The sequence below is a fragment of the Pseudobutyrivibrio sp. genome (assembly GCF_015057185.1).
In the GTDB taxonomy this organism is placed as follows: Bacteria; Bacillota; Clostridia; order Lachnospirales; family Lachnospiraceae; genus Pseudobutyrivibrio.
Genome location: NZ_SVEV01000034.1, coordinates 1 through 22,613, shown reverse-complemented (window position 1 = coordinate 22,613; position 22,613 = coordinate 1). Strand labels below are relative to the sequence as shown.

Sequence of the window (22,613 nt, the reverse complement as noted above, 5' to 3'; positions counted from 1 at the left end):
TTCAACTTAAAAGATATTGTGTAATAAGTAACGTATTTTAAATGTTTTTACACATTTATGGAGTAAAATGTTTTCAATTTAAAATATGGATGTTACGCACTACTTAAAAGGGGATTGGGAAAACATGGGAAAGATAAAATCAAAAATCGGAAAAACAATTTGTGTATCCAGTTTAGCAATTATTCTTTTTGAGAATAGTACTTTTGGTACTGTGCAGGCGAATGTTTCAACAGAAAGTACAGTTACCAAGGAAATGTGTGAGTCAAATTATTGGAATTCATTATCTCAACAAGTCAATGGACAAGTACTTATGGATGTAAGCCAAATTAACCAGTTTAATGATGCTGCAATGAGAACTGATGCTTGCAATATGAATGATGTAACTGCTATGGATGCAATGTTTGATGCCTCAGAATTGAAAAACAGCTTATCGGAATCAATAGTGGCAGAAATGCCAGAAAAAGCAATATTTGTTAATGGAGTGGCCACAGATACATTGACATATTATTCTATGATTTCTGCAGCTGTTGTTTCAACAGGTTGGGATAATCAGATTGCGCCTAAGTATGCACTTGCAGTAAGTCAAACACAGATAAAAAGTATTCCAACTATAGACTATATAGGTTATAGCGAAACGGATTCGGATGATGAAGTTGTATTATCCTCATTGAAAGTTAATGAACCATTTTTAGTTAAACAATGTGCAATTGTAAATAATTGTGTTTTCTATTGGGGATATTCAAACAATGTTTCTGGTTGGGTTCTTGGAAATGATATAGCATTTTGCAATGGTAAAGCAGAATGGCTTGATATGTGGCAGACTGACGTGGATGGGAAAGATTTTATAGTTGTAACAACCGATTACTTTACCCTTTCAGAATCTTATTATTCACCATCAACATCAGGGGTGAAGCTGACGATGGGAACAACACTTAAATTGGTACCTGAGTGGGAGATTCCAAGAAATATTGCCATGCGAGGAACATGGAATAATTATGTGGTATATCTACCAACAAGAGATGCTTATGGACAATGCGTAAAACAAATAGCATTGATTGCACAAAATAAAGATGTGAGTATTGGATATTTGCCAATGACATCTGAAAATATAGTTTCTTTAGCGTTTAAATATTTAGGTGATACATATGGTTGGGGCGGAATGCTTGACTCTGTGGACTGTTCAGCTCTTGTTAGAAATGTATATAAGTGTTTTGGACTAGAGATGCCAAGAAATACTAGCTGGCAGAAGGAAGTACCAGGAACATGCTTAAATGTGGCTGAATATGATAATGAAACCAAAACCACGTTAATTTCACAGTGTGTTCCAGGTACACCTCTATATTTACCTGGGCATACAATGATTTATTTGGGAACAGTCAATGGTGTTAATTATGTAATTAGTGCATTGGGCTCAACATCAGATAGTAATGGATATTTGGATGTGAGAACAGAAAATACCGTTGCAGTTACCCCAATAACTGTAAGGCGAAGAAATGGTACAACATGGCTGGAGAATATTAACGGAATAGTAGAACCATGGAAAATATCTATGTAGAAAAATGGTGGTGTTATTAGTCATTAACTGCGGAGGTCTACTATGGCAATCAAATATAAATATTGCAGAATACAGGGAAAAGAATTAGCAGCAAATACTAGAGTTGGTAAGGGGATATTTAGCATGCTACATCAGATGGTTACAAATGGTGTTTTAGATGAGGAGGATGAATCGCTTTATCATGAGCTTGAATTATGGTTCGCAGATGAATTACCTTGGCCACCTCAATGCATGAGACAAGAAAAGGTCATTTGTTATTTTAAAACTGAGAATTCAGAAATGATGATGAAAATGATCAATCCTCTTCTTTGGCTATTGGAAAAATATAATCATCCTTATTATGTAGTCTATACTAATTTCCCTGGAGAAGTAGTTTATGAGGATGAATATCAGATCGCCGTTAAAGTAGATGAGAATGTTGTTATAGAAGATTTACAGGAAAGTTGGTCACCAAAAGATTTAATTACATGAGAAATAATTGGCTTTTTTAACTAATTGTACACAAAATAATTATATAATTAGAAGAACTTTAGCATAATAGGAGGGGGAAATATGCAATCTAAACATATTACAATTACTGAGTTAAATAAGAGCTTTACAGTTGTTAAGACTATAGTTGAGGAATTTGAAAAAAATGCTAACATCACTGGTCGAAAAGCATTACGCTTTTCTTTATTAACAGAAGAAGGGCTTAGATTAGTAGATTCGATTGTATTAGCAAATGATCCAATAGAAATTTGGTTTGAAGGAAATGGCCGCTTTGCATATATACATATAAAGGTGAAGACAAAACTTGATGCAAACCAAAAGGAAGAGTTGGTTTCAATTTCGTCTTCTGGAAGTAATTCTGCAAATAAATCATTTGTAGAGGGATTTAAAGATATTCTATCTGGTCATAAAAAGGCAACCTGGTCTTTGGCCGAGTATGAAGCAGATTTAATGAAAAAGCGTGCAAAAGATAAATATGCCGAGGAATCATGGGAGAATTTGGAACGTTCGGTTCTTGCTAATCTTGCAGATGACATTCTTGTAAGTGCTAAAAATAATGAAGTAAATATATTAATTTCCAAGAATTTTAGTAAGTCACTAGATGTTGTTGGTTCTAAGCGTGCATCAATTACAACAGATTACATAATGTTAACACCAAATGAAGAGGAATTAGCCAAAGCATATGGAAAAGTCGATGATTGCGTAGGCATGCTCAATGCAGGCAAAAAAGATACATTGCATATGAAGCTTATCATGGATGAGACTATTGGCATGGTCAAGGAAATGACTGGCGATTTTGACGCTTTAATGTGGGCAGAAAGATACAATGATGAATGTTGCGTTAAAGTAATTGGAAATACCAAGATGGATGCGGATAAGAAATATGATATTTTATCATTGGCGCCTAGTAGAAAAAACAGTTTAGTTGAAGGATTTACAGGTAAAATTAGGGATTTGATAGAAACAGGTCTTTTAAATTACGACAGTGTAATGAAGTTAAACCAAAAATACAATGGAAATATGGTTAACGTCATGGGATTAGGTCTTTATAATGAGGCATCAGCTGTTATGATGCCACTTGAATTTGCCGGAGTTACCTGGTCCATGGGAGAATATAAAGAGAATGTCTCTTCTAATAAGGATAGCAGCGAAGAAATAAAGGCTGCATGGGATGAGTTGGAACGATCTATTGTAGCCAGTGTGGCTGATGATATTATTGTTGGGGTAAAGAAGAATAAGGTTCAAATTACAATAGTATATAAGCTTAAGGGACAGTAAAAAGCTAGTGCAAATAGTTTTAATAAATGCAATAGATAAAATAGTTCTAATAGTTAAAGTAGCTAAAAATATGCATATAGCTAAACTGGCATCTAAAAATAGTGATAATAATTTCTTAAAAAAATGTGAAAAGGGAAATATACCTCAAAAAAAAGATGTATTATCTATGTATATGAAATATGAAACTATTGTCTGTTTAATTGAGAGGAGTATGGGACATGTGGTCAATTGGGGATGTTAAAGCTAAAGGTAAAGCAGCGTTTTTAGGCAATTATTGGAAGAGCGTATTAGCAGCAATAATCCTTAATTCGTTGTTGGCGGTTAATAGTTCGGTAACTTCAAATCATAGTGATTCCGATGAGTGGGTACAGCAGTTATTAGCCGGTTTGACACCTGAAGAGGTTGTGGCGCTTGCTAAGATTGTTTTAGTAGCTCTTGGCGCAATGTTTGTTATATCTCTTTTATTAAAGATATTCTTATTTAATCCATTGAAGGTTGGATGTTATAGATTCTTTAAGAGAAATATAGAAGAAGGAAAGGCTCCACTGGGAGAAATCAAAACAGGATTTGGTGGATATGGACATACATTTATTACATTATTCCTTTCAGATTTGTTCCTTTGCCTGTGGACATTATTGTTCATTATTCCTGGTTGCATAAAGTCATACTCATATAGAATGGTACCTTATATATTAAAGGATAATCCTGAGTTATCAGCTACAGAGGTTATTACAAAATCACGTGAAATGATGAATGGTCATAAATGGCGTACATTCTTGTATGATTTATCATTTATTGGATGGTACCTATTTGGTATAGTAACATTTGGTTTAGCTATGGCTCTATTTGTTGCGCCATATAAGCATAATGCTGATGCTGCTTTATATATTGAGCTTTCAAAGAAGCAATAAATTACAGTGCTTGACCTTTTGTTAGGTCAAGCACTTTTTGTTCATCTATTGGCAAGGTGGATATTGTATAGTTGTAAAGAGGTAAGCTTTATGGAAATGATTAAGCTCAAATGCCCAAATTGTAAAAAGATATTCTTTATTTCTACAGAAGAGGCGAACAAGAAGTATGCCCATGGGTATGTACCGATTTTTTGCAATATTAAGTGCGAATTAAGATTTTCAAATAAGAGATAAAAGGTAGTTATTATTAAATATTATTAAATTCAGTGGGCTAATGTGTTTAGCCCACTTTTTTTGGGAATTTTTTGAATATTTGAACAAAGAATGAAAATTTGCCGCAAATCTAATACTTTTGTGGCACTTATGATAGTATTAAAAATGATAAACATAACTGGCAAAAATGTATATGACATTAGTCCAAATACCACTGAACTAGTTTTGCAGTGGGCGACAAAATATGATGCTTATGAGAATGAAGAACAGCCTTGGTTTATTTCATATGATGGTGAAGAATGGGAAAGTGCTACAGAGGAAGAATACACTGAAAGAGAAGCTTCATCAGATGACTACACTGAGCTTGAATATATTCCATTATCAGAGGCTAATTAGCAGTTAAACAGGTGAGGGTAATTTTATGGTAAATGATGCAGTAAATTTTAAAGAGAAAGCATTTTATGATGCCATTGTACGGTTTGATGAAGATGATCAGGCTAGGGAGTATTATTACAAAGTAATGGAGTCTCTTACGGGGCGAAAAAATCAAAATGGGACGGATGAAACTGTGAGAGATAGGGTTTTAAAGGCCTATGCAGTATTGTTTTGTGAGGAATACCAGCTTGAGCCTGGTCAGCCTGCTGGTTTAGACGAGGTGGCTGAAACAGCAGACCGTTTATATATTGGTAGCATGGGTTATGATCCAAATCACTGGTATCGAATGAAGCATCATTTTCCTGTAATTGATTTTGACAACTATGATAGATTTGCAGCTTTGGTGATTGCTGATATGAATGCTGGCCCTTTGCATGAGGCGGCAATCAATGATGGCGAAACATTAGTGGTGGGCGAGGCGGACCCACTACATATGACTGCAGAGCAGCGAAAAAATCAGAAGATTAAGTCGGTAACTATGTGATGGGGAGGTGCGAAATGACTATTTTAACAGTAGATGATGAACGCACTTCTCTAGATTTGATTACGAATTTAGTAAAAGAATTAAGGCCAGATGCAGAGTGCTACTCTTTTGATAGTGCGCTCTCTGCGCTGGCAAAAGCAAGGGAGACAGAGATAGATGTTGCTTTCCTTGATGTTAATATGCCGGAACTAACAGGCATAGATTTAGGAAAGTATTTGATTGAATTAAATCCATACACAAACATTATCTTTTTGACGGAGCACAAGGAGTTTGCCTTTGAAGCAATGCAAATTCATGCTAGTGGATACATATTTAAACCAGAGCTGAAAGTCAGAGTTGGTAAGGAACTTGATGCTCTTAGATATCCAGAATTACGAAAAAAATATAAGAGGGTATTTGCTCAAACATTCGGAAATTTTGAGTTGTTTGTAGATGGAGAACCAGTTTCTTTTAAATATAATAGGACAAAAGAAATTGTCGCTGTCCTGATTAATAATAAGGGGGCACAGACATCTAATGGGGAATTAATCGCATCATTATGGGAAGATGATGGTGATCCAGAAAAGAAATTGTCCTATTTATGTAATCTTAGACAGGATTTACAAAATACATTCAAAAAATTGAAGCTTGAGGGAATCATTATTAAGCAACGTGGCAGTATGGCCATTGCAAAAGATAAAATTGAGTGTGATTTATTTGACTGGTTAGAGAAAAAGAAAGAATCAAAGTATCAATATATGGGAGATTATATGAACCAATATAGCTGGCCAGAATTCTTTCATGCAGAGCTTGACGAAATCAGTTATGCATTGTATGAGGATGAAGATGCTATTTGATTATTGAGGGGAAAATGAGTAAGACAAGAAAGAAAAGAAGATTTACTATTAGCAAGAAATCATATGTAGGAATTGCTGTATTCACTTTATTACTTCTTGTACTGATGTGTGTAAGTGGTTCAATAATATTTGATAGAGCTATTCAAGCAATATACAACGAACGAGGATATGTGGTTGCTAACATAATTTTAGAGCAAATCGACCATGAAAAGATTGCTGAGTATGCATCTACATGGAAAGAAGATGATTACTACCAATGGATGGCTAATTACCTAAAGGAGGTACAGGATGAATCTAGCGCAGCATATATTTATATAGGTGTGCCTAGTGAAGATAAGACTATTAAGTACATCTACGATTCTGGAAGTAATATGGGCTTTGTGGACCCTATTTCCGCACCGTTTGAGGAGATTTGGAAAGCCTATACAGAAGGAATAAAGCCAGAGGGATACTTGGTTAGACATTCTAAATATGGCTATTTGACATCTAGCTGTTTGCCCATAAAGGATAGTTCAGGAGAAGTGGTTGCATTATTATTTGTTGATACAAACATGAAGCTAATTAGAACCACTTTGCTTAATTATGTCGCAAATATGATTATAATAGCTTTAATTCTTCTTGGGGCTTTCTGTGTGATGAACTGGTATTTTATCCATAAGAATTTGATTAAGCCACTGATGCTTATTAGAAAGAATGTACGTAATTTTGCAGCCAGCACAACCATTGAAAAAGAATTGAGGGACTCAATACATACCAATGATGAGCTGGAAGATTTAGCTCAATCCATATATAAGATGGAAGAGGATATTGTTGATTACATTGATAATATACAGAAGATAACTGCGGAGAAAGAACGTATAGGAGCAGAGCTAAATGTTGCAACTCGTATACAGGCAGAAATGTTACCACAAGACTTTCCACCATTCCCAGATAGAGCTGAATTTGACATATTTGCCACTATGACACCTGCGAAAGAAGTGGGTGGAGATTTTTACGATTTCTTTTTCATTGATGATAGTCACATAGCATTGGTAATAGGGGACGTTTCTGGAAAAGGAGTTCCGGCGGCGCTATTTATGGTGGTAGTCAAAACACTTATAAAAACAAGGGCAATGTCTGGTAAGTGTTTATCGCCAGGGAAGATATTAGAAGATGTAAATGCTAGATTATGTGAAGGAAATAAATCAAATCTCTTTGTAACTGTATGGTTAGGCATAATTGACGTGTCATCCGGTAAAGGTATGGCTGCAAATGCAGGGCATGAGCATCCAGCTATTAAGCGAAATGGTGGGCAATTTGAGCTATCTATTTATAAGCATTCACCTGCGGTAGCAACTTTTGAAGGGCTAAAATTTGGAGAGCATGAATTTGAACTGCATTCAGGAGATAGTCTTTTTGTCTACACTGATGGCGTGACAGAGGCAACTAATAGAAATAATGAATTGTATGGTACAGAGAGGCTGTTAGAGGCTTTAAACGTTAATCCTAATGGAGATGCCGAAGAACTACTGCTACATGTTAGGAAAAGCATAAAGCTGTTCACAGAAGAAGTTGACCAATTTGATGATATAACAATGCTTGGCTTTGTGTATCATTAAAAAAAGAGTTCCATCTGCGTGATGTTATGTGTACAGGATTCTGGTTACATATATCACGGGATGGAACTCTTTTATTTTGTCTTATTGTCTCTATAAATGCTTAAAGAAGGCATCTTTTGTTCTTTCATATCATATCTGATTTGTATTTCTTCTGGTGAGTAATTCTTTAATAAGCCCTCAAATGATACTACAGAGCCAGCTTTTGTTATGCGGCGACGATCAATATAAACATTGTATGTAGTATTAAGTGCACCATTGATAATTATGTATGCCGTTCCCTTATCGTCATTATATATACCCTTACGAACACCTTCTTCAAAGTCCTCGATGCTCATGATAAGAGATACTTTTGAATTCAGCTTTTTTTTAGATTCTGTAGGGGAATTATTAAGTTCTAGTTGTCTATTTGAAGAGAAATTTTCCATGGGTATAGTGTACACAAATGAGTAGAAAAAAACTACACAGACAAATTTAGTTTCCGTTATATATATGGAACATTATGCACAAATAACCCAAGATAATAACTCAAACAACGGCAATTGTAAGTAGCCCACAAGAAGTCAGTTTTTTTTGAAAAATGAGAAGCTTTATCATTAATAAAAAAATTGAAAAATGGGGTTGATTTAAGCTGGCAAGTAGTGTAATATAACCACAGTTAGACAAGGCTAACAAAATGTAGAGGCAGGTAAATACAAGAAAATGAGTACAGAAGTATTTGAAATGTTATGGTCTATGGACAGGCAAAGAGTGGAATTGCAGATTGTTTTACAATGTGCACCTACTATTGCGGGCCTTAAGACTTCGAATCTTCTCATAGTTCCTCGTAAGCAGGAAGATAAGGTTAGATATGTGTTGAGACAGATGGGCCTGTCAGGTTATCGACTTGTATATGACCGTAAACGGGTTGTCTTTTTAGTATTTAACAGGGACATGCTCATTAATTACTTATCTACAAATGAAGTTAAGGAATTTCTTGGAAAATATGGTTATCGCACAGAAGCTTTTGGGTATTGTCTGAGATACTTTCAAGAGCGTTATGACGAGTATATTCATAGTCGTAAAGATTTTCCTCACGAAATGGGTGTTTTTCTTGGATATCCATTATGTGATGTAAAAGGCTTCATCGAAAACGGCGGAGATGGGTTCAAAATAGCAGGATATTGGAAAGTATATGACAATGAAGATAGTACCCTGAGATTGTTTGAAGAATTTGACAACATTAAGGATGAAATGGTTCGTAAGCTTTCTGGGGGATGTTCTTTAAAAGTTATAGTTGAACAACAAGTATCCGAAGCGAAAGTTAGCTAATTCATTCTATTAGTATTTCAAAGGAGAGAGTAAGCATGAGTAAAGTGAATGTTGTATTTTGGTCACAATCAGGCAATACAGAAGCTATGGCCAATGCTGTAGGTGCAGGTGTAACAGCAGCAGGTGGTGAAGCAAATGTTGTCTATGTTGGAGATGCATCTATAGATGAACTTAAGAACGCTAAAGCATTTGCGCTTGGCTGCCCTGCAATGGGAGCTGAAGTTCTTGAGGAAGGAGAAATGGAGCCATTCGTAACAGATTTAGAGGGCTTTGTTTCAGGTAAGACAATTGGTCTTTTCGGCTCATATGGCTGGGGAGATGGACAATGGATGAGAGATTGGGTTGACCGTATGGAAGCTGCAGGTGCAACTGTAGTAAATGGCGAAGGTGTTATTTGTCAGGATGCTCCAGATGGTTCAGCTGAAACAGCATGCCAAGAGCTTGGTAAAGCTCTCGCAGCCGTTTAGTTATATCTCTTGGTATTTTTAATTTGATTATTTCCATTCCCAAGTTTCATAACCGGGTTTCTTGGGAAGTTATTAGACTCCTTTTACAACCTCCAGGTATGCCAGTGCCTGGGGGAATTTCTTTTTAGAGAATCTTATTAAATCAATCCAGCAAAAGCGGAAGCAAATACTACAGTAAGAATACCGGCAACAGCTATTGCAAGAGAGCTCATTGCTCCTTCAATTTCGCCTAATTCCATAGCTTTTGCAGTTCCAATTGCGTGAGCCGCTGTACCTAAAGCTAGTCCTCTAGAGATAGGCTCATGTATTCGAAATATTTTGCAAATCAGCTCACCAAGAATATTTCCAATAACACCGGTGATAACTATTACTGCAACTGTTATAGTTACGTATCCACCAAGCTCTTCAGAAACACCCATTCCAATGGCGGTTGTAATTGACTTAGGTAAAAGTGTTACGTAGTTTTTATGATCAAGATTAATTAGCTTAGCAATTACAAATACAGTCAATAGACTTGTAATAACACCTGATGTAACCCCTAGAATTACTGCTTTGGCATTCTTTTTCAAGAGCTCAAATTCTTCATATAGAGGTATTGCAAGACATACTGTTGCAGGAGTAAGGAACCAACTAAGGTATTTTGCTCCTTCATTATATGTGGCGTAGTCGATGTGACAACCTAATAAAAACAGTATAGTTACAATAATAGATATAAGCAGAGGATTAAATAATCCGAAACCATATTTTCTTTTTAGCCATGCACCAAATGCATAAGAGATAAGGCTTATGGTAACGCCAGCATATACGCTGTTTTGCATGAATTCGCTCATTACTGGGCCTCCTTTTTGCTTTTTCTAATAATAAACTGTGAAACAGTTCCAGTAGCTCCCATAACGGTAAAAATAGCAATTACGGTAATAAGGGAAACTGGAATAATAACAGGCTTGAGTGTCCCCCAAGATGTCATCAGTCCTACGCCGGCAGGAATGAACATAACGGGCATAATTTCAATTAGGAATTTGCCGGCGTCCTTAACCTGCTCGAGTTTTATAATTCCGGTGAGGAGAGATATGAAAAGTATTACCATTCCATAAATGCTAGAAGGGATTGGAAATGGTAATATGCTTTTTAAAATTTCACCAATAAGCGAAATTGCCAAAATGATTAGAAACTGCTTTAAAAATTTCATATTTGTATCACCTCAAAAAAACTAGAGCTAGAGAGAAAAAACTCCCTAGCCCCAAATCATTATACTACTATAAAAATAGAATAGTGTCCTTTTTTAAATACTATTCCATTTTATTCTTATAGAATATATTCCATTTGACGTTCCTTTGTTTTCATTCCAAGTCTTTCATAGAATGCTTCAGCATTATCATTACCAGCCCATACATTAAGGCTAACATCATAACAGCCCAAGCGTTTTGCTTCTGATTTTACGTGCTCAAATAGACTCTGTCCCACATGCTGCCCTCTATATTTGCTATCTACACAAAGGTCATCAATGAAAAGTGACTTGTGAAATATCATATTGTTAGAGAAAGGTGGAGTTTTAAGCTGGCAGAATGCATAGCCCATAACTTCATCGTTATCATCAGCTGCAACGTAGATAGGGTTATTTTCATTGCCCAGCATGGAAGTTAGATCTTCAACAGTATATTTAGTAGTGCCAGAAATAAAGATATCTGGGCGAATTGAAGCGTGTAATTCCAATACTTGTTGCAATAAATTGATTAATTGAGGAATGTCTTTTTCGATAGCTAATCTTATTGTCATATTTGTCCCCCCCTCTTTAGTTGAGTAAAGTTTGTTTTGCCTATCATATTAGAAAAAAATATCAAAGTCAACAAAGACTTCTGAAAAAAATTATCAAATTAGAGAGTTGTCTGTGCAAAAAAGACGATATACAATGCGCACAATTTCTGTTTTGTGTAGTTGGTTATATTGCCGAATCGTTTGATTAGGTTTGTGAGTGGGTTAGAAAAGATAATCACGGTTAATCAAATCTAAGCATATAATCATGGAAAAATTTGATTTTGTTAATGATTATTTGGTCTAAAAACCCCGATTTTACGGGCTTTGAGCGGTTTTTACAAAATTTTAGAGGGGGTCTTTATTTACATCGCCGAAGTTGGTCCATGTGTATTGAAAAAGAAAAACAAAAGGGATAATGTGTTAACAGTGTTAAGTGATTAACACTTGAAAGTAATCGCTAGCGAGGAAAAGATTATGAGTAGAAATAGAGAATTGGCTGGTAATAATACAAGCGATTTATCAGAGATGAATCGTTCAGCTATAGTTAGAATCCTACAACAGAAGGAGATATGCTCTAGAGCCGAGGTGGCTAAGATTATGGGATTAACCCAAGCATCTATAACAAAGCTTGTTGGTGCACTTATAGATATGGGCATTGTTTCTGAGGTGGGAATAGTAAAAGGAAATGGAAATAGACGTTCCATTGGTCTTAGGCTTAATGCCGAGAAGAACCTAGTAATAGGTGTAAAGTTTTCCAGACATGTATTTGCAATAGGAGTTTTTGATATTTCTGGCAAGCTTTATACACAACAAGAGACAGAATACAGCTTGACTGATTTTGCTGATGACGTAATGGCTTCAATGAAAGAGCAGATTCACGCTCTATTAAAAGAATATAACAATATTGTTGCTATTGGATTAGCTGTCCCAGGACCTTACCTTAGATATGAAGGTAGAATTGCAATGGTAACTAGAATGCCAAACTGGAAGACAGTGAATTTTATAGATGAATTCAAAAATGAGTTTGATAAGCCAGTATTTATTGAACAGGATGCCAATGCAGGAGCCCTTGCAGAATGGTGGTTTGGTAATCACGGTAGGCCACTTAGTTCATTAGCATATTTTTTGGCAGGTGAAGGTGTTGGTTCAGGAATCGTTGATCATGACAGATTGCTTATTGGAAACCTTGGAATTGCCAGTGAAATTGGTCATATAAGTATTGATTACAAAGGACCTACTTGTGAATGCGGAAACAAGGGGTGCTTGGAATTATATAGTTCGACAATGGCTCTACTGAAAAAGGCTGAGAAGGAATTGCCAGATTTATTTAAAGAGCCATATGAAAACCGAAGCGAAGCATGCAAGAGGGTATTTGATGCGGCACGAGGGGGAGATAAAAAAGCATTAAAGCTTGTAAATGAAATTGCTGAATACCTAGGTTATGGTTGCGTAACTCTTATAAATGCATACGACCCTGAAATAATTGTAATTGGGGATAGCATTGCACAGGGAGATGAGTTACTTCTTCCAACAATCAAAAGAATTGTTAATGAGAGAGTACTTCCAGCAATCAGCAGTCAGGTAAGAATAGAGATATCGAAGCTAAGCATTGATCCAACATTATATGGAGCAGCGGCAATAGCTACAGATAGAGTATTGAGGAAACCAAGTGAGTATTTAACTTTGACGAAGAATTAAAGCTCAGTGGCATATAAAAGGGAGGTATTTGATATATGGAGAACAATTCTTTTATCCTTCAGATGCAAGGTATTACAAAAGAATTTCCAGGTGTTAAAGCACTAGACGATGTAAATCTCTCAGTTAAGACAGGTACTATTCATGCGATATGTGGTGAGAACGGTGCCGGAAAGTCAACTTTAATGAAGGTTTTATCAGGTGTTTATCCACATGGCACATATGAAGGCAAAATTATCTATATGGGCCAGGAAATGAGATTCAGAAATATCAAGGAATCTGAACATGCAGGAATTGCAATTATTCACCAGGAACTAACGATGATTCCAGAATTATCCATTACAGAAAATATATTCATGGGTAATGAAATAATTAAGCATGGTTTGGTTGACTGGGCAGAGGAAAAAAGAAGAACTTATGAAATACTTGAGAAGGTTGGGTTATCAATTAATCCAGATATCCTAATTAAGCATTTAGGTGTAGGTCAACAACAGTTAGTAGAAATTGCAAAAGCTCTTTCAAAAAATGTAAAGCTTCTTATTTTGGATGAGCCTACTTCAGCACTTAATGAGGCAGATTCAGCAAATCTTCTAGATTTAATGCTTGATTTAAAGAATAAGGGAATTACATGTATCATGATTTCCCACAAGTTAAACGAAATTGCTGCTGTATCTGATGCAGTTACAGTAATTAGAGATGGACACACAGTTGAAAGCTATGATGTAGAAGCTGGTAAGGTTGATGAAGATAAAATCATCAAAGCAATGGTTGGTAGATCCATTGAAAATCGTTATCCAGAGCATGAGTCAAAGCCAGGAGATATTATTTTCGAAGTAAAGGATTGGTGTGTTGAGGATCCTGATGTTGAAGGAAGAATGGTTTGTAAGAACGCATGCTTTAATGTAAGAGCTGGTGAAATTGTTGGTTTTGCTGGTCTCATGGGCGCAGGAAGAACTGAATTGATGCGTTCGATATTTGGAAGAAATTATGGAATATATAGAAAAGGTACTATAAAGATTAAGGGCCGTGAGGTTAAGTTAACATCCGTTGAGTCAGCTATTAAACATGGTGTTGCATATGTTCCAGAGGATAGAAAAAACTTAGGACTTAATCTATTGGATTCCATTCGAAAGACAGTAGTTGCTGCAAATCTAGACAAGATTACAAAAAATGGATTGCTAGATTTGAATGATGAAAAAGTGGCAGCTGAAGAATACAGAAACTCACTGAAAATAAAAACATCTGGTGTTGATAGAGGAGTTACAACTTTATCCGGTGGTAATCAGCAGAAGGTTGTACTTTCAAAATGGATGTTTACGGAGCCAGATATTTTAATTCTTGATGAGCCTACACGAGGAATTGATGTAGGTGCAAAATACGAGATTTACAAGCTTATTCATCAGTTAGCAGATGAAGGAAAAGCAGTAATCTTAGTATCTTCAGAGTTGCCTGAGCTCCTTGGAATGGCAGACAGAATTTACACAATTTTTGAAGGCACAATAACAGGTGAGCTTGCTAGCAGCGAAGCTAGTCAGGAAGGTCTTATGAAACGAATGACTATAACATCAAACTAATTCGATGTTAGATATGAAAGGATGGAATAAGGTATGAAATATATTAAACAGGTATTGGGCGGAGACCTTCGTCAATACACAATGGTTGTAGCTTTAGGCTTATTAATTTTGATTTTCAATATTATATCTGGTGGAAGAATGCTTACTTCTTCTAACTTCCAGAATCTTCTTTCAGGTAACGCTTACGTTTTGATTTTAGCATTGGGAATGTTAATGGTAATCGTAATTGGACAAATTGATTTGTCAGTTGGTTCAGTTGCTGGTTTTGCAGGAATGGTAATGGCATTAGTTGCTAAGAATTACAATATTCCTTGGTGGTGTGCTGTATTAATCGCACTTGTAATTGGTATTTTAGCAGGTGCATGGCATGGATTTTTCTTATCACAGCTTGGAATTCCTGGTTTCATCACAACACTTGGTGGAATGATGATTTTCAGAGGTGGTGTTATTTGGATTTCACGTTCAATTTCTGTACCTGCTCCAGAGGAGCTAAAGTGGTTTGGTTCAGGCTATTTACCTGAATGGGGACCAGCCTTTACAGGAATGAATAACTCAACTCTCTTATTAGGTATTATTGCAATTGCATGCTATGTTTTCGTTCAACTCAAAAAGCATAAGCATTCAGGAGATGCAACAGGTGTTAAGGATCCAGTATGGGCTTTAATAATTAGAATTCTTCTTGTAGCAATTATCATTGGATACTTTACATGGTTATTTGGATCAGGACGTGTGGGAACTTCATTCCCAGTTCCAGGACTTATCTTACTTGTACTTACAATCATTTATCACATCATTACACAGCGTACAAAATTTGGACGTCATGTATATGCAGTAGGTGGTAATAAGGCAGCAGCTGCCCTTTCAGGTGTAAATGTTAAGAGAACATATTTCCTTACAATGATGAACATGTCATTCTTGGCAGCGGTAGCAGGTATTCTTTTCGTAGGTCGTGCAACAGCAGCAGGTCCAGCAGATGGTACTTCTTGGGAAATGGATGCAATTGCTTCTGTATTCATCGGTGGTGCTGCAGTTTCAGGTGGTGTTGGTACAATTCTTGCAACTATAGTCGGTGGTCTTGTTATGGCCGTTCTTAATAATGGATTGATGCTTATGGGTGTTGGTGCAGACCGTACACAGGTTATTAAGGGCTTTGTTCTTTTAGCTGCAGTTGCATTTGATGTATACAACAAAAAGAGTGGAAAAAGTTCTATCATAGGTAGACTTTTCGCAAATAAATAATTTCAACGAGGAGGATTGAAAATGAAAAAAAGAACACTTTTGTCAATGGCGATGGTTGCAACAATGATGGCAACTACATTCGCTGGCTGTGGGGAAAGCCGCGAAGGTGCGGGGGATGCAGCTTCAGACACAACAACAGCAACTTCTGAGACAACAGAGGCTACAACAAGCGAGTTCCCAGGATTTGAGGAAGGAGCAACAATTGGCGTTTCTCTTCCATGGCTTGGAACACAGAACTGGAAAGAAGCTGAGGAAATGTTTACAGAGCAGTTAACAGCTGCTGGTTACAATCCAATTGTACAGGCTGCTGATCAGAAGGTTACACAGCAGCAACAGCAGATTGAGTCTATGATTGAAAACGGTGCTAAGGTTATCGTTGTAGGACCAGTTGATGGTTCTCAGCTTGGTTCTGTTCTTGAGCAGGCTAAGGAAGCTGGTGTATATGTAATTGGTTATGACCGTTTACTTGAGAATACATCAGGTGTTGATGGTGTTGTTCAGTTTGGTTCAGTTAAGACAGGTGAGCTTCAGGCTCAGGCACTTTTAGATGGTCTTCAGGAATGGAAGGGTGATGGCCCTTACAACATCGAGCTCTTTGGTGGTGGCCCTGCAGATCCTAACGCACCAAACTTCTTCACAGGTGCTATGTCAGTACTTCAGCCATACATCGATGACGGCACTCTTACAGTAGTTTCTGGTCAGACAGACTTTACAGAGTGTGCAACAGTTGATTGGGATAACTCAAAGGCTCAGTCAAGAATGGATACACTTCTTTCAGGTTTCTATTCAGATAAGGAAATTGATGGTGTCCTTTGCCCTAACGATGGTATTGCTCGTGCTTGTATCACAGCTTGTGAGAATGCTGGACAGGAAATTCCTGTTGTATCAGGTCTTGATGCTGAGAACGAGTCAGTTGAGTGGGTATGGGCTGGAAAGCAGTACTCTACAGTTGCTAAGCCAACAGAGGACCTTGTTGCACAGACAATCGAAATCATCGATTCACTTCAGGCAGGCAATGGTATGCCAGCAACAGATGTAACAGCTGACAATGGCGTAATTGATGTTCCAATTTATGAGCTTCCACCTGTAGTTGTTACAAAGGATAATGCTAAAGAAGTGTTTGCAAATGATCCTTCAAGATTAGAATTATTGAATTAAAATTTTCTTCATCATCTCTTATAATAAAAGGGCAGTGATTTAAAGCACTGCCCTATATATATAATATAAGAAGATTAAGGGGGACAGAATAGTGGAAAAGAAAATTGATGTAGTGGCATTAGGGGAACTTCTGATTGACATGACCAACAATGGAGTTTCAGATAATAATAATATTTTATTTGAAGCAAATCCTGGTGGAGCCCCTTGTAATGTCCTTGCGATGTTAAAAAGATTTAATCATAGTGTATGTTTTGTAGGAAAGGTTGGAGATGATCTTTTTGGAAGAAGCCTAAAAGGAACTCTAACTGAAGTTGGTATTAGTACAGACAATCTTTTAATGGATAAAGAGATACATACTACACTTGCTTTTGTAGAAACATTTCCAGATGGAGACAGAGATTTCTCATTCTACAGAAACCCAGGAGCAGATATGATGCTTCGTAAAGACGAAGTGGATCCAGAAATAATAAAGCAAGCTAAAATATTCCATTTTGGCACACTTTCAATGACACATGAGATGCCAAGAGAAGCTACCGTATATGCGTTAGAGCTTGCAAAAGAAAGTGGGGCTATTATTAGTTTTGATCCAAATTTGAGAGAACCACTTTGGAATTCGCTTGATGATGCAAAAGAGCAGATTTTAAAGGGCCTTGAGTACTGCAATTATCTTAAGATTTCTGATAATGAAATTCAGTGGCTTACTGGAGAGGAAGACTACACTGCTGGAGTAAAAAAGATTAGAGAAAAGTTTAATATTCCACTCATAACAGTATCAATGGGAAAAGAAGGTAGTCGAGCTTATTATTTGAATGAAAAGACAGGGGAGGATGTAGTTGTAGAGGTTGCACCATTTATTTCTAGTGAGACAATTGAAACTACAGGCGCAGGAGACACATTCTGTGGATGTATTTTACATTACTTATTAGAGTATGGAATTGATAACTTAGATGAGACAAAGCTTAAAGAGATGCTTACTGTTGCCAATGCTGCGGCTTCATTGATTACAAGAGTTAAAGGAGCATTGAGAGTAATGCCGCAGTTGGCGGACATCGAATCCCTTGTTAAAACAAGGTGATTATATGGATTACAAAATAGTTTTTAGCGATGTTGATGGAACATTACTGAATCAAAAACACAGAATGTTAGATAAAACGGTGGACTCTATTAGACAGTTAAAGGAGAAAAACATTCCTTTTGTAATAGTAACAGCAAGAGGTCCATCTGGTATTTATCCTATTTTTAGAAGATATAGATTTGTGTGCCCTATGGTATGTTACAGCGGTGCCCTTATTTTGGATGAAGAAGGCAAGGTTATTCATGCAAGTGGGTTTTCAAAGGGAACCGCAAAAGCGATAGTTGAATTTATAGAAAAAGAAAAATTTGATTGTACTTGGAATATATATTCTATGAATTCATGGATTGTTAATAACAAAAAGGACCCTCGTGTAATGAGAGAGGAAGCTATAGTTGAAGCGGAATCTGAAGAGGGAAGTGTGGATGACTTACCAGAGGGGGTAAGCGTTGGAAAAGTCCTTTGTATGTGTAATCCGAAACACACAGATGCTATAGAGGAAGCCTTAAAGGCAAAATTCCCTTGTTTATCAATCGTGCGTTCTTCAGATATTTTGATAGAGATAATGAATAAGGGAATATCAAAAAGTGATGCTATAAAGTTTCTATGTGAAAAGTGGGGAATTGCTTTAGAGGAGTCGGTGGCTTTCGGCGATCATTATAATGATTTAAGCATGCTAGAGACGGTAGGTATGCCATTTATTATGGAGAATGGACCAGAGGAGTTAAAAGTGAAAATAAAGAATGTTACTTTTAACAATGATTCTGATGGAATATACTATGGATTAAAGAAGATTGGGCTTGTAGATTAACAATATTGGGGGGATACTATGAAAAAGTATCAATTAGACACACAAGAGAATGAAGAGTTTCTTCGGGGGTTAAGAGATAATCTACTAGAGTTTGGGCACAGATTTCCATCGCCAGGTGGGGGTTCGTACTATCTGGGGGATGACGGAACACCATGGACTGAGCGTCCACGAGAAACCTGGATTACTAGCAGAATGTGCCATGTATATAGCATAGGTGAAATGTTGGGGCACAAAGGAAGCAAACAGCTGGCTCAGACCGCCCTTAAGGGACTTTTGGGAGAACTTCATGATAAAGAAAATGGTGGTTGGTACGCAGGATTAACAGCTGATAATCAGGTCTTACCAAACAAGGCGTGTTATGCTCACGCTTTTGTCATTTTAGCAGGTACTTCGGCTGTATTAGCAGATATTCCTGGTGGAAAAGAATTGCTAAATGATGCGCTTGCAGTTTATGACAAATATTTTTGGGATGAGAAAATAGGTCTTTCTGTTGACACTTGGAATACAGAGTTTACAGAATTAGATACATATAGAGGACTGAATGCAAATATGCATTCAGTGGAGGCGTTTCTAGCCGTTGCAGATGCTATTAACGATGAAAAGTACCGTGCACGTTCAGGTAGGATTATTGATAATGTCGTAGAGTGGGCTGGAAATAACAATTGGAGGATTCCTGAGCACTATGCCAGTGATTGGACTCCTGATTTAGAATGTAATAAAGAAAAGCCAGATGACCAGTTTAAGCCATATGGAGCAACACCAGGACACGGGATTGAGTGGGCTAGATTAATTACGCAGTGGGCTACAGCTAGTTTTGATAATGAAAGCAGTTTGAAAAAGTATATTTCAATTGCAGAAAATTTGTATAACAGAGCTGTTTCTGATGCATGGGATGCTGATGGTGCACCTGGAATATGTTATACAACTGGTTGGGATGGAAAACCAATAGTTCATGACAGAATGCACTGGACGCTTGCAGAAGCAATTAACACATCGGCAGTTCTATACAGGGCAACAGGTAAGGATAAATATAGCAGTGATTACGCTACATTCATGGAATACTTGGATAAATATGTTGTTGATTATGTAAATGGTTCATGGTTTCATCAGCTAGATAGAAACAACAAGCTACTCACTACTGTCTGGCCAGGTAAATCAGATATTTATCATGCGCTACAAGCTACGCTCATCCCATACAATAATGAAATTGGGGTGTCTATAGCAAAAGCAATCGAAAATAAAATTAAATAGCAATTTATAAGGGCAGCTTCAATTGAACTGCCTTTTTTTGTACGCGTTATAATGATATGATAAAGATAGGTGAGTCGAGTTTTAGTACTGGGATAGTTAAATTTTGGCAGCTGGCTGAGAAACATCTTCAGGCAATTGTTGTGGCAGATATTGATAACTATAAGTCAGTAAATGATAACTATGGTCATGTGTGTGGAGATATTGTTCTTACCAAGGTGGCAGAAGCTTTGAATTCTTCGGTACGTATTTCTGATGAGGTTGTACGATACGGAGGTGACGAGTGCGTACTTGGGTTTACGGATATAAGGCTTACTCATTATTTATTTAGTTTTAGGAGAATGACTGACATAATGAACAACAAAAAAATTTCATCTGTTCAATTGATCCCACTTAGTTTTCTTTTTACGATTGTTATGGGGGCTGCTATTTTGATGCTCCCAATTTCTTCAGCTACAGGTCAGTGGACAAATCCCATTACTGCATTATTTACATCTACAACTTCAACATGTGTTACTGGACTAGTGGTAGTAGACACCCATAGTTACTTTAGTTTATTTGGTCATATTGTAATACTGTGTCTTATTCAAATTGGTGGTTTGGGAATTATTACTGTTATTTCAATGATTATGCTTATCACTCAGAAAAAGTTTTCATTGGGTGATAGAAAGATGTTACAGGAATCACTAAATCTTAATACAGATGTTGGAATCTTAAGGCTTTTAATACGAATATTCAAAGATGTACTCAAGATTGAGTTAACGGGAGCTGCACTTTATGCAGTTGTTTTTATACCAGAATTTGGCGTTGTAAAAGGAATATGGGTATCTATCTTTAACTCAGTATCAGCCTTTTGTAATGCTGGAATAGATATTATTGGACCTAATAGCTTAGCGGATTACAAATCAAATCCACTAGTAATGTGTACCACAATGATTTTAATAATCCTTGGCGGATTGGGATATGTTGTTTGGTTTGATTTGTCAGAGACTATTAAATCAGGTATTAGAAAAAGATTTACCCCAGTACAGATCTTCAAAAGATTTAATGAACATACTAAATTAGTTCTTTCAGTTACAATAGTTCTAATAGTTTCAGGAGCAGTGGTTTTCTTTTTTGCAGAATATGGTAATGATGGAACAATTGGAAGATTTACGCTTTTTGACAAGATAATAAACAGCTTTTTTGAATCAGTAACTCTCAGAACTGCAGGATTTTGTTCATTTCCACAGGAGAATATGACTGATTTCTCGTGTGTAATGGCGTACATATTAATGTTTGTTGGTGGATCACCAATAGGTACAGCAGGTGGTGTTAAAACAGTAACTATTTATATCGCTTTGCTTAATGTAATATCGTATATACGTGATGACGATCAATGCATTGTTTTTAATAAACGTATCAGCGAAGAGAGCATGAGAAAATCAACGGTTATTGTTTTAGTGGCTGCATTCACAATTGTTGTATTGACGCTTACATTGATTGCTACTAATCCTGTAAATATGCAGGATGGACTTTTTGAAGTAATCAGTGCATCAGCTACGGTTGGTTTGACGCGAAATGTTACAACAACACTTAATTCGCTTGGAAGAGTGATAATTATTATTGCAATGTATCTAGGGCGTATAGGACCTATTTCTTTAGCAATCTTTTTTGCAGGAAGACATAACCATAAAACTAAATGTAGATACACCGAAGGTAATTTCTTTGTAGGATAAGGAGAAAAGAATGAAAAAGACAATTGCAGTATTAGGACTTGGAAAATATGGTATAAGCCTTGCTAAATGTATGTATGACATGGGCGCTGACGTATTAGTCGTTGATAAGGATCATGAGAGGCTTAAGGAAATGGAAGGTTACTGTACAGCGTCAGTTTGTGCCGACTTAGTTAACGAAGACGAAGTAGAAATGCTAGGTCTTAAAAACATGGATATTGTTGCTGTGGCTATGGGTGGAAACCTATCTGCAAGCATAATGTCTGTAGCAGTAGCAAAAGAGCAAAATGTACCTTTGATTGTTGCTAAGAGTTCTTCCGATAGAATGAGCTCTATATTAAAGAAAATTGGAGCTGATAAAGTAATCGTTCCAGAGGAATATGGCGGAGAGCAGTCTGCTAGAATATTAGCCTCTAACACATTCTTAGATTATTTTCAGGTGGATGAAAATCTATGTATGGTTGATATGCTACCATTGCCAAAATGGGTAGGAAAAAACATGGTGGAGCTTAACCTTAGAAAGAATTATAAAGTAAACGTTATTGCTGTTAAAAACGGAAATACTGGACATTGGAAGATATTGGATCCTAATGAACCATTAGATGCTAATAATGAGTTATTAGCTGTTCTTGAAAGAGATGATTTACATAGAATAAATAGATAAAAATAAGTGCTTGGGAGATTTTCCCAAGCACTTTTATTGTTAGGGCAAGGCCCTATTTTTCAAAGTCTTAGTTTTTATATTTTAGATAAAATAGATACTTTGAAAAAT

24 protein-coding genes are annotated in these 22,613 nt (G+C 36.6%); 20 read left to right on the top strand and 4 right to left on the bottom strand.

Going from position 1 to position 22,613, the window contains the following annotated elements; translation table 11 throughout:
• Positions 1-124: 124 nt before the first annotated feature.
• From E7276_RS12700 to E7276_RS12660, 9 genes are all read left to right on the top strand, one after another.
• Entirely contained in the window at positions 125-1,555 is a 1,431-nt protein-coding gene (locus E7276_RS12700) for a C40 family peptidase (protein ID WP_294218289.1), read from the top strand.
• Between the two features lie 42 nt (positions 1,556-1,597).
• Positions 1,598-2,026, top strand: a complete 429-nt coding sequence (locus tag E7276_RS12695) for a hypothetical protein (protein WP_294218286.1) — start codon at positions 1,598-1,600, stop codon at positions 2,024-2,026.
• An 81-nt stretch (positions 2,027-2,107) separates the two neighbouring features.
• Positions 2,108-3,322, top strand: coding sequence for a hypothetical protein (locus E7276_RS12690; protein WP_294218284.1), 1,215 nt, complete (start codon positions 2,108-2,110; stop codon positions 3,320-3,322).
• Positions 3,323-3,329: 7 nt separating this feature from the next.
• Positions 3,330-3,563 (top strand): hypothetical protein, encoded by a 234-nt coding sequence (locus tag E7276_RS12685; RefSeq protein ID WP_294218280.1) that lies wholly within the window; start codon positions 3,330-3,332, stop codon positions 3,561-3,563.
• Positions 3,541-4,233 carry a DUF975 family protein gene (locus tag E7276_RS12680; protein ID WP_294218278.1) on the top strand — a complete coding sequence of 231 codons (693 nt, stop codon included), beginning with the start codon at positions 3,541-3,543 and terminating at the stop codon, positions 4,231-4,233. The genes E7276_RS12685 and E7276_RS12680 overlap by 23 nt, the downstream gene beginning before the upstream one ends.
• A 363-nt stretch (positions 4,234-4,596) precedes the next feature.
• The gene (locus E7276_RS12675) at positions 4,597-4,842 is read left to right on the top strand and encodes a hypothetical protein (protein ID WP_294218275.1); all 246 of its coding nucleotides are present in this window, start codon (positions 4,597-4,599) and stop codon (positions 4,840-4,842) included.
• 25 nt (positions 4,843-4,867) lie between these two features.
• Positions 4,868-5,365 (top strand): hypothetical protein, encoded by a 498-nt coding sequence (locus tag E7276_RS12670; protein WP_294218273.1) that lies wholly within the window; start codon positions 4,868-4,870, stop codon positions 5,363-5,365.
• Between the two features lie 14 nt (positions 5,366-5,379).
• Positions 5,380-6,201, top strand: coding sequence for a response regulator (locus tag E7276_RS12665; protein WP_294218270.1), 822 nt, complete (start codon positions 5,380-5,382; stop codon positions 6,199-6,201).
• Positions 6,202-6,215: 14 nt separating this feature from the next.
• Positions 6,216-7,799, top strand: a complete 1,584-nt coding sequence (locus E7276_RS12660) for a SpoIIE family protein phosphatase (RefSeq protein ID WP_294218268.1) — start codon at positions 6,216-6,218, stop codon at positions 7,797-7,799.
• A 71-nt stretch (positions 7,800-7,870) separates the two neighbouring features.
• On the opposite strand, the gene E7276_RS12655 is transcribed toward E7276_RS12660, so the two are convergent.
• Positions 7,871-8,224, bottom strand: coding sequence for a hypothetical protein (locus tag E7276_RS12655; protein ID WP_294218264.1), 354 nt, complete (start codon positions 8,222-8,224; stop codon positions 7,871-7,873).
• A 274-nt stretch (positions 8,225-8,498) separates the two neighbouring features.
• Here E7276_RS12655 and E7276_RS12650 point away from each other — a divergent pair, with 274 nt between their 5' ends.
• Both E7276_RS12650 and E7276_RS12645 read left to right on the top strand, forming a co-directional pair.
• A complete protein-coding gene (locus E7276_RS12650) occupies positions 8,499-9,107 on the top strand; it encodes a DUF3793 family protein (protein ID WP_294218262.1) in 609 nt (202 codons plus the stop codon).
• A gap of 35 nt (positions 9,108-9,142) precedes the next feature.
• Positions 9,143-9,574, top strand: a complete 432-nt coding sequence (locus E7276_RS12645) for a flavodoxin (RefSeq protein ID WP_294218260.1) — start codon at positions 9,143-9,145, stop codon at positions 9,572-9,574.
• 137 nt (positions 9,575-9,711) lie between these two features.
• On the opposite strand, the gene E7276_RS12640 is transcribed toward E7276_RS12645, so the two are convergent.
• The 3 genes from E7276_RS12640 to E7276_RS12630 form a co-directional block, all read right to left on the bottom strand.
• Positions 9,712-10,404, bottom strand: a complete 693-nt coding sequence (locus tag E7276_RS12640) for an LrgB family protein (RefSeq protein WP_294218258.1) — start codon at positions 10,402-10,404, stop codon at positions 9,712-9,714.
• Entirely contained in the window at positions 10,404-10,763 is a 360-nt protein-coding gene (locus tag E7276_RS12635; RefSeq protein ID WP_294218255.1) for a CidA/LrgA family protein, read from the bottom strand. Before E7276_RS12635 ends, E7276_RS12640 begins: the two co-directional genes overlap by 1 nt.
• Before the next feature lie 116 nt (positions 10,764-10,879).
• Positions 10,880-11,350 (bottom strand): GNAT family N-acetyltransferase, encoded by a 471-nt coding sequence (locus E7276_RS12630; protein WP_294218252.1) that lies wholly within the window; start codon positions 11,348-11,350, stop codon positions 10,880-10,882.
• Positions 11,351-11,803: 453 nt separating this feature from the next.
• On the opposite strand from E7276_RS12630, the gene E7276_RS12625 reads away from it, so the two are divergent.
• The 9 genes from E7276_RS12625 (at position 11,804) to E7276_RS12585 (ending at position 22,505) form a co-directional block, all read left to right on the top strand.
• Positions 11,804-13,027 (top strand): ROK family transcriptional regulator, encoded by a 1,224-nt coding sequence (locus E7276_RS12625; protein ID WP_294218250.1) that lies wholly within the window; start codon positions 11,804-11,806, stop codon positions 13,025-13,027.
• A 35-nt stretch (positions 13,028-13,062) separates the two neighbouring features.
• Positions 13,063-14,598: an ATP-binding cassette domain-containing protein gene (locus tag E7276_RS12620; RefSeq protein WP_294218247.1), complete on the top strand. Its 1,536-nt coding sequence runs from the start codon at positions 13,063-13,065 to the stop codon at positions 14,596-14,598.
• Positions 14,599-14,631: 33 nt separating this feature from the next.
• A complete protein-coding gene (locus E7276_RS12615) occupies positions 14,632-15,837 on the top strand; it encodes a sugar ABC transporter permease (RefSeq protein ID WP_294218245.1) in 1,206 nt (401 codons plus the stop codon).
• Between the two features lie 21 nt (positions 15,838-15,858).
• Positions 15,859-16,995 carry a substrate-binding domain-containing protein gene (locus tag E7276_RS12610; protein ID WP_294218243.1) on the top strand — a complete coding sequence of 379 codons (1,137 nt, stop codon included), beginning with the start codon at positions 15,859-15,861 and terminating at the stop codon, positions 16,993-16,995.
• Between the two features lie 91 nt (positions 16,996-17,086).
• Positions 17,087-18,070 (top strand): carbohydrate kinase family protein, encoded by a 984-nt coding sequence (locus E7276_RS12605; protein WP_294218240.1) that lies wholly within the window; start codon positions 17,087-17,089, stop codon positions 18,068-18,070.
• A 4-nt stretch (positions 18,071-18,074) separates the two neighbouring features.
• Positions 18,075-18,878, top strand: coding sequence for an HAD family hydrolase (locus E7276_RS12600; protein WP_294218238.1), 804 nt, complete (start codon positions 18,075-18,077; stop codon positions 18,876-18,878).
• An 18-nt stretch (positions 18,879-18,896) separates the two neighbouring features.
• Positions 18,897-20,129 (top strand): AGE family epimerase/isomerase, encoded by a 1,233-nt coding sequence (locus E7276_RS12595; protein ID WP_294218235.1) that lies wholly within the window; start codon positions 18,897-18,899, stop codon positions 20,127-20,129.
• Positions 20,130-20,185: 56 nt separating this feature from the next.
• Positions 20,186-21,844 (top strand): potassium transporter TrkG, encoded by a 1,659-nt coding sequence (locus E7276_RS12590; protein WP_294218233.1) that lies wholly within the window; start codon positions 20,186-20,188, stop codon positions 21,842-21,844.
• Between the two features lie 10 nt (positions 21,845-21,854).
• Positions 21,855-22,505, top strand: coding sequence for a potassium channel family protein (locus E7276_RS12585; RefSeq protein ID WP_294218230.1), 651 nt, complete (start codon positions 21,855-21,857; stop codon positions 22,503-22,505).
• Positions 22,506-22,613: the final 108 nt, after the last annotated feature.